Origin of the sequence: Curvibacter sp. AEP1-3 (assembly GCF_002163715.1) — a bacterium.
In the GTDB taxonomy this organism is placed as follows: domain Bacteria; phylum Pseudomonadota; class Gammaproteobacteria; order Burkholderiales; family Burkholderiaceae_C; genus Allorhodoferax.
This window is the reverse complement of the sequence record NZ_CP015698.1, coordinates 2156788-2174256: the sequence shown is the minus strand read 5'-3', so window position 1 is coordinate 2174256 and position 17469 is coordinate 2156788. Positions and strand designations below refer to the sequence as shown.

Genomic DNA, 17469 nt, shown 5'->3' with positions numbered 1-17469 from the left:
CTCCTTCAGGCCTTAGCGGCCCAGACCCTGAATCAGGGTGTCGAAGATGTTTTGCGCAATCTGGATCATCTTGGCAGAAGCTTGGTAGGCCTGCTGAAACTGAATCAGTTTGGCGGCTTCCTCATCTAGGTTGACCCCCGAAACCGCAGTGCGATCTTTTTCAAGGTTGGCAGCAATGGAGCTGGATACCTCAGCGGCATAACCCGCACTTTGGGTGCGTATGCCGATTTGAGAGATGGCGCTGGCATAGCCATCGGTCAGCACTGCGCCGTCGAACATGGGTTTGTCGCGCAACTTCATGAGGGCCGTCGCGTTTCCGCTGTTGAGCTTGATGTCCAGTTTGTACGCCGGATCTTTGACATCGACAACTGTGAACGTGTCGCCGGCCTGTGGAGTGCCGGTCAGCTTGAGACTCCAGTCAGCCAACGGGTCCACTGCGGTGATCGGCGTATTGGGGTCAAACGTATAGGTGGTGGTGTTTGCTGTAGGCAACTCATCACTGCGGGTATAGGTGGTCGCACTGGTGAATGTGAGTTTGACCGCTGCATGGGGCGTGGCAGATTGGTTATTGCTCAACGCGGTCAGGGATACCTGTTGCAAGCTGCCCTTGTTGGTAGTTCCCATCGCTCCCGCGACCGGACTGGCCACTGCCAGTTGGCGCGGTGTTGAAAATACACGGGAGATGTTGCTGACTGACGTGGCGTAGGGCTTGAAAAGGTAGCGGTCGCCCAGGTTTGCGGTGCCTGCATTTTGGTTAAACACCAGACCGTCGACGACGGCGAGTGCGGGGGCTGCCGGAGCGGGGGACTGGGGAAAGCTGGTGACCTGGCCATCAGACTTGCGGACAATCGTGCCGGAGGTGCTGGAGGTGTACGTCAATTCGTAATCGGAAGCAGCAAACTTGGTGACATCGGAAATGCCCAGGGACAGCGATGCGGTTCCTGTATTCACAATGGCAGGAGCCTGCGGGACCCGTATGTTCGCAGTGGTGTTGATGTCGATTTGCGAGAACAAATTGCTGCCGGGGTTGCCATCCAAGTCCAGCCCCAGGGCATGTTGCTCGTTCATGGCTGTGGTGATCGCCAATGTGAGGCGTCCTAACAGGTTGCGCCCTTCGACCAGATCACTGTTCTGAAAGCGGATCAACCCTGCCACCTCACCACCTCCCAGCGCCTGGTCATCCAAGGGCACCAGTTTGCCATCACGCTCGATGGCCAACTTGCTCAACTGGGGGTCGCCAAAGTCATCATTGATGATGGATACCGGAGACACATTGGTTCCCAGAACCAGTGGTTGGCTTCCGGCGATGAATATGCCGACAGTGCCGTCTGTAGCGGGAATGGAGGTCGTCTGCACATACTGGTTCAGCTCGCGAATCAGCTGGTCTCGCCGATCCAACATATCGTTGGGTGGCTGGCCATTGCCTCGTGCCTTGGCGATGGAGTCGTTAACGCTGGCAATGCCGGTGGCAAGATTGTTGATCTTGTCTGCGATCTGGTTGAGCTCTTGCGTCACGCTGGGGCGGAGGTCGTCCAAGGCTTGAGCCGCAGCACGGAAGCGCCCCGCTGTTTCATCGACGCGGGTGAGCGCCACGGTACGGGCAGTCAGGTCGGAGGGAGAGCTCGCCACATCGGAGAATGCATTCATCATGTCACTGATGGATGCGCCCAAGCCGTCGCTGCCGCCGGAAAAAATATCCTGCAGTTGCTTCAGGTTGTTGGAGCGCACCACATCTGCGCTTTGCGTGGAACTGGCCAGCGTGGCTTGGCGTGTCAAAAATGCGCTAAAGCTGCGTTGAATTGTCTGGACCTCGACGCCTTTGCCGACATAACCACCACCGGAAAACTGGCCTTCCACCGCCTTGAGGACGACGTTCTGGCGGGAGTAGCCGGGTGTATTGACGTTGGCAATGTTGTTGCCTGCGGTTTGCAGGGCAATCTGGTTGGCCTGCAGGGCGCGGGTGCCGATGTTGAGAATGCTCATGGTCCGTCGCTTCTGTAGTTACACCTGCACCTGCGCACGGCGCAGCTGCAAGGTGGTGTTGATGGCGCGGCTCAGCTTGGCTGCGTACTCTGGGTCGGTGGCATAGCCGGCTTTTTGGAGGCCGCTGGCATATGCGGTGACGGACTTGGTTTGCTCTTTGGCCTTGGAGTAGCGCGGGCTGTCAGAGATCAGGCGTGCGTAATCCTTGAAGGAATCTTCGAAGGAGGCGTAGGCACGGAACTTGGCGACTTTCTTTTGCGCCACACCGTTCACGTATTCGGTGGTGGTGATCTCGGCGACTTTGCCGGTCCAGCTGGCGCCAGCTTTGATACCGAACAAGTTGAACGAGTTGCTGCCGTCTTTGTTCCTGATCTGGTGTCGTCCCCAACCGGTTTCATGCCCGGCCTGGCCCAGCATGAAACTGGCAGGAATGCCGGTGGCCTTTTCAATCTTGTTGGCAGTCTCGGAATGTTTGGCCACGAACTCCGCCTGAGTAGCAGTCGGAGCTTTCTTGGTTTTGACGGGCGTGAGTGCTGCATCCGAGGCGGTCAGCTTGTCTGCGCCGGTCTTGCTGGTCAGACTGTCCGGCGCTTTGACGGCTACTGAGGTATTGTCGCTATTGGCGCCGTTGCCAGGCATTTCCACACCCATCTGGCGCGCCAGTTGCTGGGAAATCAGGTCAGAGAGGCCGCCGGGCTGGCCCGACATGGCGACGGAAAACTGTTGATCCAACAAGTCGGTCCCCAGGTCGCTGCCGGGGTTGTCCAGCATGCCGGATTTCATGGTGGCTTCGCGCATGCTCTTGATGAGTTCGCGCATGAACAATGATTCAAATTGCTTGGCTGTTTCGCGGATGGTTTCCGGCGTCGCCTTGTCCGCTCCCGCTTTCAGCGCGCCCAGGGAGCGAGCATCTGCGGCCAAGTCTTGCATGCTGGGCGCCATCGAGACGCCGTTGAGTGAACCGTAGCCCATGTCAGATCACCTCCAACTCCGCATTCAGTGCGCCTGCAGATTTGATGGCTTGCAAGATCGCCAACAAGTCCTGAGGCGTGGCACCGAGAGAGTTCAGTGCCCTCACTACATCGGTAAGTTGTGCCGCCTGGGGAAGCTGGATGAGCTTGCCAGCTTCCTGTTTGATTTCGATGTTGGCTTTTTCGCCCACAACCGTCTGACCGCCCGAGAGAGGGTTAGGTTGGCTGATGACGGGGCTGGAGGACACGCTGACCGACAAATTGCCGTGCGCAATGGCGCAAGCACCGAGAGTCACGGCCTGGTTCATCACAATGGAGCCGGTGCGTGAGTTGATGATGATTTTGGCGGCTGCAACAGAGCTGTCGACTGGCAGCTCTTCCATGTCGGCAATGAAGCTCACACGTTCATTCGGGTTGGTGGGGGCTTTGACCTGGACGGTGCGGCCATCCAACGCCTGGGCAACACCTGAGCCGAAGCGGTTGTTCACGGCTTGGGCAACTTTGCGCGCGGTTTGAAAGTCCGAGGCGTTCAGGCTCAGGTTGATGGTGGGGCCATCCTGCAGGCTGGTGGGGACGGATCGTTCTACTTGGGCACCGTCGGGGATGCGCCCGGCACTCAGGTGATTCACTTGCACTTTGCTGCCGCCGGCGGAGGCTCCAGCGCCCGCCACGATCAAGTTACCTTGGGCCATGGCGTAGACCTCGCCATCCGCGCCCTTGAGGGGCGTGGCAATCAGGGTTCCGCCCTTGAGGGACTTGGCATTGCCGAGTGACGATACGTTGATGTCCAGCATTTGGCCGGGCCGTGCAAATGCGGGGAGCTGCGCCGTCACCAGAACCGCTGCCACGTTTTTCATCTGCAGCTGCGTCAAGGAAGCGGGGGTGAGCGTGAGGCCCAGCTGCTCCATATAGTTTTTGAGGCCCTGGGTGGTGTAGGGCATCTGGGTGGTCTGGTCGCCTGTGCCGTCCAGCCCGATCACCAGACCAAAGCCTGTCAGTTGGTTGCTGCGAACGCCTTCAATGGCAGCCACTTCTTTGATGCGGGTTGCGCTGTGGGCTACTGGCGCAAAGGCCATGCTGAGCGCCACGCACAAGCTGCCCCAACGCTGCAGGCGGAGGGTGTTTGTAAGCAGTTTCCAGTGTGTCATGTGCCGAGTCGGTTAAAGGGGCGATCCGACTGGATCTGTTACCCCTCGGCACTATTCTGGATTTCTTTAGAAGGGCTGAAAACTCAAAAAGAACCGTGATAACCAGCCAACTGTTTGGGCTTCGCCCTGGGCGCCACGTCCTCGTGACTCGACGCGAACATTGGCCACCTGCGTGGAACTGATGATGCTGCCGGGCTGCAGCATGCGCGGGTCAATGGTGCCTGAGAAGCGCAGCACATCCACGTTCTGGTTCACACCGATCTGTTTTTCCCCGGCGACCACCAGGTGGCCGTTGGGCAGGGTTTCCATGACGGTGGCGGTAATGGAGCCCGAGAAGGTGTTGGCGCTCTCGGTGCCGCCTTTGCCCGAGAAGTTGTTGTTGGTGGCTGCACCGATATTGAGTTTGCCCAGACCCGCCAGAGTCTGATCGGGCAGGGCGGTGATGGCAGAGTCGATGGACGTGTTCCGGTTGACGGTGGACGTGGACTTCTGGCTGGCAGTGACGTTTTCCACAATCTGGATGGTCACCGCATCACCCACCAGGCGGGCGCGACGGTCTTCAAACGCTGGCCGGAATGCCGCTGTCTGGTAGATGCTGCCGTTGGCGGGTTTGGACACCACCGATGCGATGGGCGCTGCAGGTACACGAGGCTCGACAAAGTCGACCGTAACTTTTTGCGGCATTTGCTGGCAACCTGCTGCCAGCAGCACGAGGGCTGCAGCGGCGGCGATGCGGGTGAGGGTGGGGTGCGACATGGCAGCTCCTTACAGCTGGCCGAGCTTTTGCAGCATCTGGTCCGAGGTCTGAATGGCTTTGGAGTTCATCTCATAGGCGCGCTGCGTCTGAATCATCGTGACCAGCTCTTGCACCACGTTGACGTTGGAGGTTTCCACAAAGCCTTGGGCCAAGGTGCCCAGGCCGTTCGCACCGGCAGTACCCGCATTGGGTTGACCGGAAGCTGTGCTTTCTGCATAAATGTTCTGGCCCTTGGGCTCCAAGCCAGCCGGGTTGATGAAGCTGGCCAGTGTGATGGTGCCAATAGGTTGGGGCGCGACGTTGCCGGGAACCATGGCCGTGACTGCACCGTCCTGGGCAATCGCCACACTGGTGGCGTTGGCAGGAATATTGATGCCGTTCAGGATGGGCAATCCGTTGGAGGTGACCAAGCGACCTGCGTTGTCGATCTGGAAGGCGCCGTCCCGGGTGTAACCGGTGGTCCCGTCAGGCATGGTGACCTGGAAGAATCCATTGCCCTGAATCGCTACATCCAGATTGTTGCTGGACTGTTGCAAGTTGCCCTGCGAGAACGACCGGCTCGTAGCCACGGTGCGCACACCCAAGCCCAATTGGAGGCCTGTAGGTAATGTGGACTGCTCGGAGGTGTTGGAGCCGACTTGCCGCAGGTTTTGATACATCAAATCCTCAAACACTGCGTGCGATTTTTTGAAGCCGTTTGTCGACACGTTGGCCAGGTTGTTGGAGATCACATCCAACTGCATTTGCTGGGCTTCCATGCCCGTTTTGGAGATCCAGAGCGAGTTAATCATGGTGTTTATCCTTGCAGGTTGAGGAGCTGGCCGGCGGCGCGGTCATTGGATTCGGCGGTTTGCATCAGCCGTGTCTGGGCTTCAAACTGTCTTGCGGTTTGGATCATGCCGACCATGGCCTCAATGGCGTTCACGTTGGAGCCTTCGAGCATGCCGGCCTGGACCCGTGCTGTGTCTTCAGAATTGAGTGGATCGCCGGAGAGCGTTCGGAACAATCCATCGCCACCACGTTTGAGCGGGTCTTCTGCAGTAGGTACCACCAGCTTCAGCCTACCGATGACATTGGCAGGCTGGTTGCCTACCTTGGCACTGACGTTGCCGTCGGGCTGAACAGTGAGCTCGGCTCCGGCCGGCGAGGTGATAGGAGATCCATCGCTGGACAGTACTTGCAAGCCGTTTCCGGTGGTCAGGGTTCCGTCCGTGGCGACTTCAATGTGGCCGTTGCGGGTGTAGGCTTCCGTGCCATCCAGCCCTTGCACGGTTAACCAAGCATCGCCCTTGGCCATGACGTCCAAACTTCGGTCTGTGCGCATGGCGGGACCCGGCGTGTTGAGGTGACCAGCGGTAGCCTCGAGAGCAAAGACTCGCGTGGTGGCCCCTTCGCCACGCAGGGGTACTGCGCGATAGGTGGCCAGTTGGGCACGAAAGCCGTTTGTCGAGACATTGGCCAGGTTGTTGGCCAGGACCGACTGGCGGCTCGCAGCCGCGTTGGCGCCGGTCATCGCGGTGTATATCAGGCGGTCCATGGTGGGTCAGCTCCGGAGTTACGGCTTAACGAAGGTTGACCAACGTCGACATGATCTGGTCTTGGGTCTTGATGGTCTGGGCGTTGGCTTGGTAGTTCCGCTGGGCGGTCATCATGTTGACCAACTCGCCGGTGAGGTCGACGTTGGAGTCTTCCAAGGCGCCTGAACGAGTTTTGCCAAACTTTCCTTCCCCAGGACTACCCAGTACAGGTTGTCCAGAAGCAGATGTCTCAATCCAGTTACCGCCGGCAATTTGGGTCAGGCCTTGCACATTGCGGAAGTCAGCTACCAGCAATTGGCCACGGGCCTGAGTCTGGCCATTTGAATAGCGGGTGGTGATCACACCACTGTCATCAATAGTGATCCCTGTGAGGTCGCCTGCCGTGTAACCATCTTGGGTCAGGTTGGACACAGCGAATGAGGTTCCGTATTGAGTGGTTTTTGATATGTCCAGAGCCGCTGTGAAAGTCCCGATCGCAGTGTTAGGAGAAGTGAGAGTCAGGTTTTGGGTTGCCAATGGCGCAGTTAGCTTTCCGTTGACGTCATAGTTCAGCTGAAACAGAGCGCCTGTTGCTCCCAGAGCCAACTGCGGATCTGCCGCAAAAGCACCCGTACCTGCAGCAGCGAAAGTCGCTTTCTGGTCAGGTCCTGGATTGGCTGTGTTCCATGCAGCATTTAATTTGTGTGTTGCATAGATGGCGGCATTGGCATTGAGCGCTGTAGTGCCTGCTGTCACATTGGTGGAATCGAACACGTCCCATGTATCCACTGTGATTGCAGGATTCGCTGTGGTGTCCGGACCTGTTTTTACGAAATACAAGCTGACTGGCACTTCATTGCCTTGGGAGTCAAATGCGGTCAGAGTCGTGCCATAGGTGGAAATCGGGGTTGGGGGGGTGCTCTGGGTGGCAGGCTTGGTGCGTGAATCCAGGTTGAACTCCGCTGCGATGCTCGTTGTCGCTTCGGCCGGAATGGGGGCATTGGTTGGTATCACCATCTTTTCCGGCGTGATGCTGGTGCGGTTGCCTAGCAAGTCGGTGGGGTATCCCATCACATTTGCGCCACCGTTGGTAATGAGATTTCCAACGTCATCTAGTTTGAATTGGCCATCCCGGGTGTATGCCCTGGATTGATCAGGCATGGTCACCTGAAAGAAGCCATTCCCGTTAATGGCTACGTCCAGGTTGTTGCCTGTGATGCTGATATTGCCTTGGGTGAATTGTTGCGCTACGGTGCCTACCGAGACACCGATTCCCGGTGTCAGGTTTCCTCCTGCTGGCCCCAGTTGTGTGGCGATGAGCGCAGCAAACTCGGTCCGCGAAGCCTTCATGCCGACAGTGTTTGCATTGGCGATGTTGTTGCCGATCACATCCAAATTTTTGCTGGAAGAGTTCAGGCCAGAGAGTCCTGTTTGAAAGCTCATGGTGGTTTCCTCGTAAGTGGTGTTCGATCAGAGAATGGATTTCACTGCGCTGTAGGCCACAGCACTGCGGCCCTTGAGCTGGAGGGACATAGCGCCGTTGTCGGTACCGACTGCAGTGACCGTGTCCTGCGCCAGACTGGTAGTCTTGACCGCCTGTCCCCCTTGGGTTGCCGTGACTTTGAAGTTGACGTTAGTCAGCCCGTTGTATTTGGAGGCGTCCCACTTGAAGCTGCTTTGGCCGGCAGGAAGCGCGCCCAAGTCGACGGTGTCCAGCAACTGTCCGCCAGCGGTCTTGATATCAATCGTGACCTTGTCGGCTTTGCTGTTGAGATTGACGGCACCTTTGGCGACGCCACCATCGATAGACAGCGTGCCCGACTCCACCAGAACACCATGACCGACCATGCTGGCGCCTTGCAGCACTTGCATGGAAGTGAATTGCTCCGCCATACTTTTCATGGTTGCGTTCAACTCCTGGATGCCGGAGACCGTGTTGATCTGGGCGATCTGGCTGGTCATTTGGGCGTTGTCCATGGGGTTCATCGGATCCTGGTTGTTGAGCTGCGCAACCAGAAGTTTCATGAACCGGTCGGTCTGCTCTTGCGCGCTGACAGCGCCCGTATTGGACGTTGCAGTAGTGGCTGTGCTGCTGCTGATGGCGGTAGTCATGTCATTTTTCCTTGCGCTTATTGACCCATCTGCAGCGTTTTGAGCAGCAGACTCTTGGCGGTGTTCATGACTTCCACGTTGTTCTGGTAAGACCGCGATGCAGAGATCATGTTGACCATCTCCTCGACCGGGTTGACGTTGGATTGGGTAACGTAGCCATCTGCATCCGCAGAGGGGTGCAAGGGGTTGTGCACCTTTCGCAGTGGCTCGTTGCTCTCCTTGATGGAGCTGACTTTGACGCCCGAGGAAGCCTCTGACCCCATGGGTACTGTCTCGAACACCACCTGGCGGCTCTTGTAGCCTTGGCCGTCCGGTCCGGCTACCGCATCGGCGTTAGCCAAGTTACTGGCGACAACGTTCAAGCGCTGTGACTGTGCGCTCACTGCGCTGCCGCTGACGTTAAAGATGGAAAACATGGACATGGTGTGTCTCCGGTGCTTTTTCGCGCTTACTGACCTTGAATAGCGCTCAAGATTGTTCGGGACGAGCCGTTAATAAAACGAAGCGTTGCTTCATAGCGGACCGAGTTGTCCACGAAGTTGGCCCGCTCGCGATCCAGATCCACACTGTTGCCATCCATGGCGGGTTGGGTCTGAATGGTGTAGCCCAGCTTGTTGTTGTCGCCGATGGAGGAGCCTTCGATGGGAGTTAAAGGTATGTGGCGGTTATTGGTGGTTCCGTCTGCCGGAGTGCCACTGGAAGGAGGGGCCAAAGCAATCGTCGGGCCCGAGGTCGCTTCTGCCATGGCTTTTTTGAAGTCAAAGTCGCGCCCGGAATAACCGGGGGTATCGGCGTTGGCGATGTTGCTGGCAATGACCCGCTGCCGCTCAGCGCGCAGCACCAATCCCTTCGATTGGAAGTCCAAAGCGTTGGTTAGATTGGAAAACATGGGCACCTCGACAGTTGTCAATCGCTCCCGGCAGGGGCCAAGGCTGGCGACGTGAGGCAATTATGGGAAAAGCTTTAATTTTTGAGCCTTGGAATAAGGCGTCGAAAACTGCGCATTTGCGGGCTTCTTGGAGCCCGTGCGTTCCTATAGTGAAGGCCTCCCCAGGAGCCATTCATGCCTTCATTCTTTTGTACTTCCGTTCAACGCCCGCTGACTCGCGCGATGCTGATTGCCGGACTATTTCTGTCGACGACAGCCAATGCCCAAGAACAAACGGGAACGGTGCTACAGGCCATGGCCCAAAGCTGGGCCAAAGATGCGGTGTTGAAAGCTCAGCGTGCCGAAGGCTCCAACCTCCGGATGGAGGTGACCGTAGGCGCGTTGGACAGCCGGGTCAAACTGGCAGCATGCGGGAACATCGAAGCCTATGTGCCGCCAGGTTCCCGCTTGTGGGGGCGCAGCCGCATCGGCATGCGCTGTGTAGACGGGATCAGCCGCTGGAATGTGACCTTGCCAGTAACGGTCAGGGCTATGGGCGAAGCGTGGGTTGTCAGGAATCAGGTCAATTCGGGAGCCAATATTTCCGAGTCGGATGTCACGCGTGGCGAAGTCGACTGGGCCGAGGAGCAGAGTCCTGTTCTCGCCGACAAGGCGGCGTGGTTGGGGCAGACAGCCAGTCGCACGCTCACAACCGGTCAAGCCATGCGCCAAGGCATGGTTCGGCCGGCACAGGTCTTCCAGGCGGGAGCTTCGGTCAAGATCGTGGCACAGGGGCCCGGATTTCAGATATCGAGCGAGGCGCAAGCGCTATCTGCGGGTGTCATCGGACAGCAAGCGCGCGTGCGGATGGACAACGGCAGGGTCGCTTCGGGCACGGTACTGGATATGCGAACAGTAAAAATAGACCTTTAATGGCGGTTTTTTATGCAAAAAACCCTAAAGTTCGCCATGATTGGACCGATAACTCTCGTACGAGGCTACGCTTACCGTAGTTTTGGAGAACGCGATGAAAATTGGTCAACCTTCAGATATTCCCGCTTCCGTAACGTCTACGGTGTCCGGTGCCGCCCAAAAAGCGGCACAGAACAGCAATGCGGCGGCCAACGCGAACACCAATGCGGCACAGAGCACACGTTCAGCCGGAGTGGCTGTCACGGTGTCCACCGCGGCGCGAGCCCTCGAAAAGCCGGAGCGCAACGATGCCGACGTGGATACGGCGAAAGTCGCCTCCGTGAAAGCCGCAATTCAGGACGGAACTTACACCGTCAACGCCGAAGCGATTGCGGACAAATTACTTTCCAACGCGCAGGAAATGCTGGACCGCACAACGCGATAACCGGTCCGGGCCTGCGCATCCCATTTGATGCAAAGGCCCAGTCATGAACCACACAACGCCTGATTCGTATTTCGACGCGCTGGAAGCGCATTTCAATCAATTGGCGGTTGCTGTGGCCGCAGGTGACATCGAAGTTTTGCCTTCATTGTCAGAACAGGTGCAACAACTTTCAGTGAATTTGTCTGAAGTTTGGCAACAATGGCAGCGACAGGGGCTGGCCAATGGCGTCGTGACCCAACGTGTAAAGGCATTGGCGGAAGGGTTGCAGGTCGTAAGGGCCAATCTCTTGCGTCGAGCCATGTTGGTAGAGCAGGCATTGAACCTGGTGGTACCTGCAACTGTGGAGCCTACCTACGCAAGTAGCGGGACTTACGGTTCGGGCCCGAAGGCATCAGGGCGGCTACCTACATTCGCGGCGTGATCTTCTTCCTTTGCCGACAATGAATAAGGGCCCTCGCGGGCCCTTATTCATTGTCGGCTTGCATTCAGTGAGATCGCATTTTGGCGCGCAGCCGAGCAATCGATTGGCTGTGAAGTTGACAGACACGTGACTCGGTCACATCCAGGACGGCTGCAATTTCTTTGAGGTTCATGTCCTGTTCGTAGTACATGCTCATGATGTATTGCTCGCGCTCAGGCAAACACTTGATGGCATCCACGAGTGATTGACGCAAGCGCTGGTCGCGCAACATGTTGAGCGGGTCCGCATCCTGGTCGGCTACATGACGGTCCAAATACGTGTCATCGTCCTCGTTGCGGCGTGCCATGTCCTCCAGGTAAACCAGCTGAGTTCCCCGCACCTTCCCCAGCAGAGATTGGTAGTCAGACAGTGACATGCCCAGCTCGGTCGCGATTTCGGACTCTGCTGGGCTGCGCCCGAGTTTGTGCTCCAGCTTGCGCAATGCAGTTTCGATTTCCTTCTGGCTTTTGCGAGAACCGCGGGACATCCAGTCGTTCTCGCGCAACTCATCGAGCATGGCCCCACGAATCCGCTGAGTGGCAAAGGTTTCAAATTGCACGCCCTGGGAGGCTTCATAGCGGGAGAGAGCATCGGATAAACCGATCAACCCGACTTGGATCAGATCGTCTACTTCCACGCTCGGGGGCAGCTTTGCCATCATGTGATGCGCCAGCCGGCGCACCAAAGGTTGGTACTGTTTGATCAGTGCAGAGCGGTCAAGTTGCCCTTTGGCGGTGTACATCAGTGTCTCCCTGCGGGCATTGCGGTGCTGAAAGATTGTCTGTTGCGTTGAGGGGCATAGGCCCAGCCGGCTTCGAGCGGCATGGCATTTTCCAGCAAACCTAATGAGAGCCTCTCGATGCTGGCAGAGGGGCGCTCATCGCCAATGGGCGCTGGTATGTGCAGCGGGTTGACTTCGTAATTCAGAAAATACTTCGCACAATCGCTGAGGCTGGTCGGCGATGAGGTGTTTGATTTTTCCGGACGGGTTGTATCCACCATATTCACGATGGTAGGCTCAACCTTTGCTTTCAGCAACAGCCGCTTGAGGGCCAGATAAGTGGTCAGCAACGAGGTTTTGGCGCCGGACATGGCCAACAAGGGCCTGACCTGACTCCCCTTCAGAAGGGGCGTCAAGCTATGGGCGTTGGCGTACACGATCACAATGCTTTCGTGGACGAAGAAAGTGCCACAGTCCGCGATGCCGGGCCCACCGTGGCGATGGGCTGCGGACAGACTTTGCAGTCCAATCCCGGCAGGAAGAATGCTCCAGCCTGGCGCATCGTCATGGGTAGGGGCTGAAAAAGTGAAATTCAGCAATTGTTCAAGCCCTGGGTTTTCCGGAGTTTCCAAAACCGAACCGTCCAGAACAGTGACGGTGTAACCGAACCCTACCAATGCAGCGCAAACGCGCAGCAGGAGGGGTAGTTCTGCTTGCTCATCGCCATGGCTCACCATCGCCATGAGTTTCGGGGTTTGGGGAACCGCAAAGTCCATCAAGCCTGCGGCCTGGTTCGGTGGTCTGTCATGCATCCATGCGCCCCTTGTGTGCTGTGGTGTTGGCTGGTTGGCTGAAGAAGAAGCCGAGGTCGCTGGTCTTCGGGTCATAGGCCGAGACACCTGTGCTGCGCATAGAGCTGCGCACCAACTTGGCGGCTACAGCGGGTTCCCAATCTTCAGGCACTCGCTGTCCCGTGGTGGTTCCGCGCAGCAGCAACTGGTGGCGGATGCAAGCGTCAATGGCCGGACCCAGTTTCACAGCTTCATCCGTTTTGGACAGAATGACTTGTTGGGTACTCGCACCCTTGAAGCAGCCGACGGCTTCATCCAAGGTGTCGCCATGTCCACCGGCATTCAACACCAGCAGGCGCTTGATTTCCGGCAGATCCAGCAACTCCAGGAGTTCGCGTTTGCGCGGGTCACGTGGAGCAATGCCGGTGGTGTCAATCAACACCATCTTTTTATTGGACAGCAGCCCCAGCAAATCTTGGAGTGCTGCTTTGTCGTGTGCCAGATGCGCCACCACACCCAGCATCTTTCCGTAGGCGCGCAACTGTTCGTGGGCCCCGATTCGGTAGGTATCCAGAGTGATCAGGCCTACGCTTCCGGGTCCGTAGGTGCGGGCGCAGAGACCGGCGAGTTTGGCGGCGGTGGTGGTCTTGCCTACCCCGGTCGCGCCGATGAGCGCAAACACACCGCCCTCTTCATGAAGGGGCGGCAAGTCTGCGTCCGTGCGCAGGTTCCGCTCCAGGACATCCATGACCCAACGTACAGATTCAGACGCATCCATTTCTTCCGGCAGACGTTCCAGAATGGCGCGAGACAGGGTGGGTGAGTAGCCGGCCCGGATCATCTTCAACATCATGTTGGACTGAATCGGGTTTTGCTTGGCCTGGCCCAACCAGGTGAGGGTGTTGAAGCGGTCTTCAATCAGCTCCTTCATCGCGTGCAATTCGTCCATCACGATCTTGTTGACCGCAGGTGCTTGCGGCGCAGCTTGTACTTTGCGCTGTGCTGGCTGGCGCTTGGGTTGCGCCTCGATATCCATGGCAATACGTTGCGTCAATGTAGGACGAGGGCGCTCGGCTTGAATCTGTTCTACGGCGACATGCACGGGTGCCGGTAGGGCTGCGGGAGCAGGCGCTTGCACTTGAGCTGCTTCTGCACGACGGCGCAACATGCGTTCCCGGACATAGTCCTGGAAAGAGAGCGTGCTCATTGCGAGTTGCTCTGCGTCCTCTTCCACTTTACTGGCGACTTCGCGGTAGCTGGGTTGAGGCTGGGGTTGGCGCTGTGGCGTGTTGCCGGAGCGGGAACCTGCTGCGCTGACAGCGGACTCCAGGGTTGCAAGGCTATCTTCGGCCGTTGCAACGACTTCCACACCGTTTGCGGTAGGGCGGTTGGAAAGAATCAGGGTTCCCTCTCCGAAGGCTTGTCGTGCTTTGGCAAGTGCTTCGCGGGAAGTGGCTGCGGTAAAGCGTTGGACGTTCATGATGTGGCGCCTCTCAAGATCGGACCGATACGGATCGTGTGGGTTTCAGGGATTTCACTGTGAGCAAGGACCTGCAAGCGGGGTGCGACGCGGCGAACCAGTCGGGAGATCGCGCCGCGGATTTGGTCCGGAACCAGCAAGCAAGCGGGTACGCCCACCTCTTCTTGTTTCATGGCTGTCTCAGCAGCATTGCGGCTGAGCATGTCGGCAACACCGGGGTCCAGTGCGGAGCCGGAGGCGCTGCCCAAGGCTTGCACCAGCAAGCGCTCCAGACCCGGGTCGATAGCAATGACATTGAGCTCCCGGGTTGGGCCGTAAATCTGCTGCACGATCGCTGGAGACAGTGCCACGCGGACCCGTTTGGCGAGCTCGACGGGGTCGCTGGTGGAGGGCGCGTGTTCTGCAATGGATTCGATGATGGTGCGGATGTCGCGGATATGCACCGACTCGTCCAGCAGCAGTTGCAGAACCTTCTGGAAGACTGCGATGGAGACCATTTTGGGGACGACCTCTTCTATCAATTTGGGAGCAAGTTTTGCCACGTGTTCCACGAGTTGTTGCGTTTCTGTCCGGCTCAAAAGCTTGGAGGCCTGGACTTGCATCAAGTGTGACAAATGGGTTGCCATGACAGTCTCGGAATCAACCACCGTAAATCCGGCCATTTGCGCGGCTTCCTTTTGGCGTTCGTCGATCCAGTGTGCGGGCAGTCCGAAGGCAGGGTCGGTGGTGGCGGTCCCAATGAGCGGCGTGGTGATGCCGCCAGGGTTGATTGCGAGGTACATGCCCGGAAAAGCCTCGCCCTCGCCGACGATGACACCGCGCAAGGTAATGCGGTAAGCACTGGGCTTGAGCTCGAGGTTGTCACGTACATGGACCGAGGGGGGGAGGAATCCCACCTCTTGTGCAAATTTGCGGCGTACGCCCTTGATGCGGTTCAGCAAGTCGCCCTGGCGGGTTTTGTCTACCAGTGCAATCAGGCGGTAACCAAGCTCAAGTCCCAGCTGATCCACGGGTTGCAAGTCATCCCAGGTGGCATCGCCGTCGCCGGTAGGCGCTGCAGGTGCAATGTCAGCCTCCGTGGGGATGGGGCGATTGGCCAGAGCCCATGCCCCGTATGCCAAGACGGCACCGATACTCAGGAACACGAAGTGCGGCATGTTGGGGATCAAGCCGAGGATCAACATGATCACCGCGGTAATACCCAAGACTTTGGGTGACACAAACATCTGTCCGACGATCTGCTTGCCGATGTCCTTGTCTTTGCCGACGCGGGAGACCACCATGGCGGCAGCCACCGAGATCAGCAAACCCGGAATCTGCGCTACCAATGCGTCACCTACGGCCAGCAGGATGTAGGAGTTGGCGGCTTGGGATGCGCTCAGGTCGTGCTGCAAGATACCGATGGCGAATCCACCGAAGATATTGATTAACAGGATCAGGATGCCCGCGATCGCATCGCCACGAACAAATTTGGAGGCGCCGTCCATGGAGCCGAAGAATTCCGCCTCTTCGCCGATTTCAGCGCGGCGGCGTTTGGCTTCCTTTTCATCGATCAGGCCCGCATTCAGGTCTGCATCCACAGCCATCTGTTTGCCCGGCATCGCATCCAGGGTAAAGCGGGCAGATACTTCGGCAATGCGTTCGGAGCCCTTGGTGACGACGACAAAGTTGATCACCACCAGGATGGCAAACACAATCAGACCGACAGCGAAGTTGCCGCCGATCAGGAAGTGGCCGAACGCTTCAATCACTGCACCCGCTGCGCCAGGGCCGGTGTGGCCTTCCAGCAAAACCACCCGCGTGGATGCCACGTTGAGCGAGAGGCGCATCAAGGTCGTCAACAAAAGCACCGATGGGAAGGCGGCAAAGTCCAGTGGCCGGATCATGTAGGCGGCCACCATCATCACCATCAGCGCCACGGCGATGTTGATGGTGAAGAACATGTCCAGCAACAGCGGAGGCAGGGGCAGAACCATCATGGCCAGAATGGCCACAACCAGCATGGGGGCTGCCGCTCCTTGCATCACGCCGGCATTGCTGGCGTACCACTGTTGGAATGATTTCAGTTGGGCGTTCATACGGTGGCTGCCTTCAAGGTCTTGGACAAGGGATCCAGTTCAGGCGGAACAAAGGGTTGCGGAACTTCCGTGGGCATCACACCTTCGCCGCGCATGGCGGCGCGCAAGCGGTACACATAAGCCAGCACCTGGGCAACTGCGGTGTACAGCGTGGAAGGAATGTCCTGATCCAGTTCTGCGTTGGCATACAACGCGCGTGCCAGCATGGGGGACTGCAAGACCGGAATCGAGTGCTGCTTGGCGACATCACGGATCTTCATGGCCAGCAAATCGGCACCTTTAGAGACGACGCGCGGCGCACGCATGCTGGCTTCGTCGTAGCGGATGGCAACCGCAAAGTGGGTGGGGTTCATCACCACGAAGTCCGCTTTGGGAACTGCCCCCACACTGCTTTTTTGGGCCATCTCGCGTTGCTTTTGGCGGATCTTCCCCTTGAGCTGAGGGTTACCGTCGGACTCTTTGCCTTCTTCTTTTACTTCCTGATGAGACATCTTCATCTGATCCTTGTGCAGGAACAGTTGGAGCGGCACGTCGACCATGGCCGCCAGAAGAATCACGAGCAGCATCAGTCCCAGTCCGCCGGTCATCCACTGGGTGAGGTGGCTGATCGCAGCGGGTGACGGTTGCAGCAACATCGCTGCCATTTCCTGCATACCGGACTTCAGGAAGAGGCCTGCAATTACAAACAGAATGGCAGTCATCAGCGCCATCTTTGCCGTGTCCAGCAGTTTCTTTTTGGAAAAAAGATTTGCGAAGCCGGAGAGCGGGTTCAGCCTGGAAAAGTCCGGCATCAAAGGCTTGAGGCTGCTGACCCAACCACCTGATGCGACTGCAGCCAGGATGGCCGCCGTCATCACAATGGCAGCAAAGGCCACGCAGCCGGCAGTACCGATGGTGCTGGCATCACCCAGGCGTTGAACCATGGTTCCCGTGCGTCGCACGGTTTCCGCGTCAAAGCTGAGTTGCTGCACCATGCTGAGCTTGAGTTGCTCGAACAGGATAGGGGAGAGGGAGAGAACGGCGACGGCACCAGCACCCAAAACCGCGAGGTGCGACAGGTCCTGCGAGCGACTGACTTGGCCATCGTCGCGTGCCTTCTTTAGCTTCCGTTCGGAGGCCGGTAAATTGCGATCTTGGCTGCCTTGTTCCATGGTGGTGAGACTCTTTCGTTCTCACCATTGTCGCGAGCACCCTCTGAAACTAAAGGGTGAAAAGAGGGGCTTTCC

General features: G+C 57.9%; 18 protein-coding genes. 3 read left to right on the top strand and 15 right to left on the bottom strand.

Annotated elements, in window-relative coordinates:
* Window positions 1–12: 12 nt before the first annotated feature.
* The 10 genes from flgK to flgB all read right to left on the bottom strand — a co-directional run bounded on the left by flgK (window position 13) and on the right by flgB (window position 9377).
* The gene (flgK, locus tag AEP_RS10020) at window positions 13–1983 is read right to left on the bottom strand and encodes a flagellar hook-associated protein FlgK (RefSeq protein ID WP_087495246.1); all 1971 of its coding nucleotides are present in this window, start codon (window positions 1981–1983) and stop codon (window positions 13–15) included.
* Window positions 1984–2001: 18 nt separating this feature from the next.
* Window positions 2002–2955: a flagellar assembly peptidoglycan hydrolase FlgJ gene (flgJ, locus tag AEP_RS10015; RefSeq protein ID WP_087495245.1), complete on the bottom strand. Its 954-nt coding sequence runs from the start codon at window positions 2953–2955 to the stop codon at window positions 2002–2004.
* A 1-nt stretch (window position 2956) separates the two neighbouring features.
* Window positions 2957–4102: a flagellar basal body P-ring protein FlgI gene (locus AEP_RS10010; RefSeq protein ID WP_087495244.1), complete on the bottom strand. Its 1146-nt coding sequence runs from the start codon at window positions 4100–4102 to the stop codon at window positions 2957–2959.
* A 66-nt stretch (window positions 4103–4168) separates the two neighbouring features.
* On the bottom strand, window positions 4169–4858 hold the full coding sequence (locus AEP_RS10005) for a flagellar basal body L-ring protein FlgH (RefSeq protein ID WP_087495243.1): 690 nt from the start codon (window positions 4856–4858) through the stop codon (window positions 4169–4171).
* Between the two features lie 9 nt (window positions 4859–4867).
* Window positions 4868–5650: a flagellar basal-body rod protein FlgG gene (flgG, locus tag AEP_RS10000; RefSeq protein WP_087495242.1), complete on the bottom strand. Its 783-nt coding sequence runs from the start codon at window positions 5648–5650 to the stop codon at window positions 4868–4870.
* Window positions 5651–5655: 5 nt separating this feature from the next.
* Window positions 5656–6396: a flagellar basal body rod protein FlgF gene (locus AEP_RS09995; protein WP_087495241.1), complete on the bottom strand. Its 741-nt coding sequence runs from the start codon at window positions 6394–6396 to the stop codon at window positions 5656–5658.
* Between the two features lie 25 nt (window positions 6397–6421).
* A complete protein-coding gene (gene flgE, locus AEP_RS09990; RefSeq protein ID WP_087495240.1) occupies window positions 6422–7819 on the bottom strand; it encodes a flagellar hook protein FlgE in 1398 nt (465 codons plus the stop codon).
* A 27-nt stretch (window positions 7820–7846) separates the two neighbouring features.
* Window positions 7847–8488, bottom strand: coding sequence for a flagellar hook assembly protein FlgD (locus tag AEP_RS09985; RefSeq protein WP_087495239.1), 642 nt, complete (start codon window positions 8486–8488; stop codon window positions 7847–7849).
* Between the two features lie 17 nt (window positions 8489–8505).
* The gene (flgC, locus tag AEP_RS09980) at window positions 8506–8910 is read right to left on the bottom strand and encodes a flagellar basal body rod protein FlgC (RefSeq protein WP_087495238.1); all 405 of its coding nucleotides are present in this window, start codon (window positions 8908–8910) and stop codon (window positions 8506–8508) included.
* 26 nt (window positions 8911–8936) lie between these two features.
* A complete protein-coding gene (gene flgB, locus AEP_RS09975; RefSeq protein ID WP_087495237.1) occupies window positions 8937–9377 on the bottom strand; it encodes a flagellar basal body rod protein FlgB in 441 nt (146 codons plus the stop codon).
* Between the two features lie 174 nt (window positions 9378–9551).
* Between flgB and flgA the strand changes: the two genes are divergently transcribed.
* From flgA to AEP_RS09960, 3 genes are all read left to right on the top strand, one after another.
* Window positions 9552–10289, top strand: a complete 738-nt coding sequence (gene flgA, locus AEP_RS09970; RefSeq protein ID WP_087495236.1) for a flagellar basal body P-ring formation chaperone FlgA — start codon at window positions 9552–9554, stop codon at window positions 10287–10289.
* 94 nt (window positions 10290–10383) lie between these two features.
* On the top strand, window positions 10384–10713 hold the full coding sequence (gene flgM, locus AEP_RS09965; RefSeq protein ID WP_087495235.1) for a flagellar biosynthesis anti-sigma factor FlgM: 330 nt from the start codon (window positions 10384–10386) through the stop codon (window positions 10711–10713).
* A 43-nt stretch (window positions 10714–10756) separates the two neighbouring features.
* The gene (locus AEP_RS09960) at window positions 10757–11134 is read left to right on the top strand and encodes a hypothetical protein (RefSeq protein ID WP_087495234.1); all 378 of its coding nucleotides are present in this window, start codon (window positions 10757–10759) and stop codon (window positions 11132–11134) included.
* A gap of 64 nt (window positions 11135–11198) precedes the next feature.
* On the opposite strand, the gene AEP_RS09955 is transcribed toward AEP_RS09960, so the two are convergent.
* The 5 genes from AEP_RS09955 to AEP_RS09935 are packed head-to-tail and all read right to left on the bottom strand — an operon-like array spanning window position 11199 to window position 17394.
* On the bottom strand, window positions 11199–11915 hold the full coding sequence (locus AEP_RS09955) for an RNA polymerase sigma factor FliA (RefSeq protein WP_087495233.1): 717 nt from the start codon (window positions 11913–11915) through the stop codon (window positions 11199–11201).
* Window positions 11915–12670, bottom strand: coding sequence for a hypothetical protein (locus tag AEP_RS09950; protein WP_157673122.1), 756 nt, complete (start codon window positions 12668–12670; stop codon window positions 11915–11917). Before AEP_RS09950 ends, AEP_RS09955 begins: the two co-directional genes overlap by 1 nt.
* Window positions 12671–12698: 28 nt before the next feature.
* The gene (gene flhF / locus AEP_RS09945; protein WP_087495231.1) at window positions 12699–14165 is read right to left on the bottom strand and encodes a flagellar biosynthesis protein FlhF; all 1467 of its coding nucleotides are present in this window, start codon (window positions 14163–14165) and stop codon (window positions 12699–12701) included.
* Window positions 14162–16243, bottom strand: coding sequence for a flagellar biosynthesis protein FlhA (flhA, locus tag AEP_RS09940; RefSeq protein ID WP_087495230.1), 2082 nt, complete (start codon window positions 16241–16243; stop codon window positions 14162–14164). Before flhA ends, flhF begins: the two co-directional genes overlap by 4 nt.
* Entirely contained in the window at window positions 16240–17394 is a 1155-nt protein-coding gene (locus tag AEP_RS09935; protein ID WP_087495229.1) for an EscU/YscU/HrcU family type III secretion system export apparatus switch protein, read from the bottom strand. The genes flhA and AEP_RS09935 overlap by 4 nt, the downstream gene beginning before the upstream one ends.
* Window positions 17395–17469: the final 75 nt, after the last annotated feature.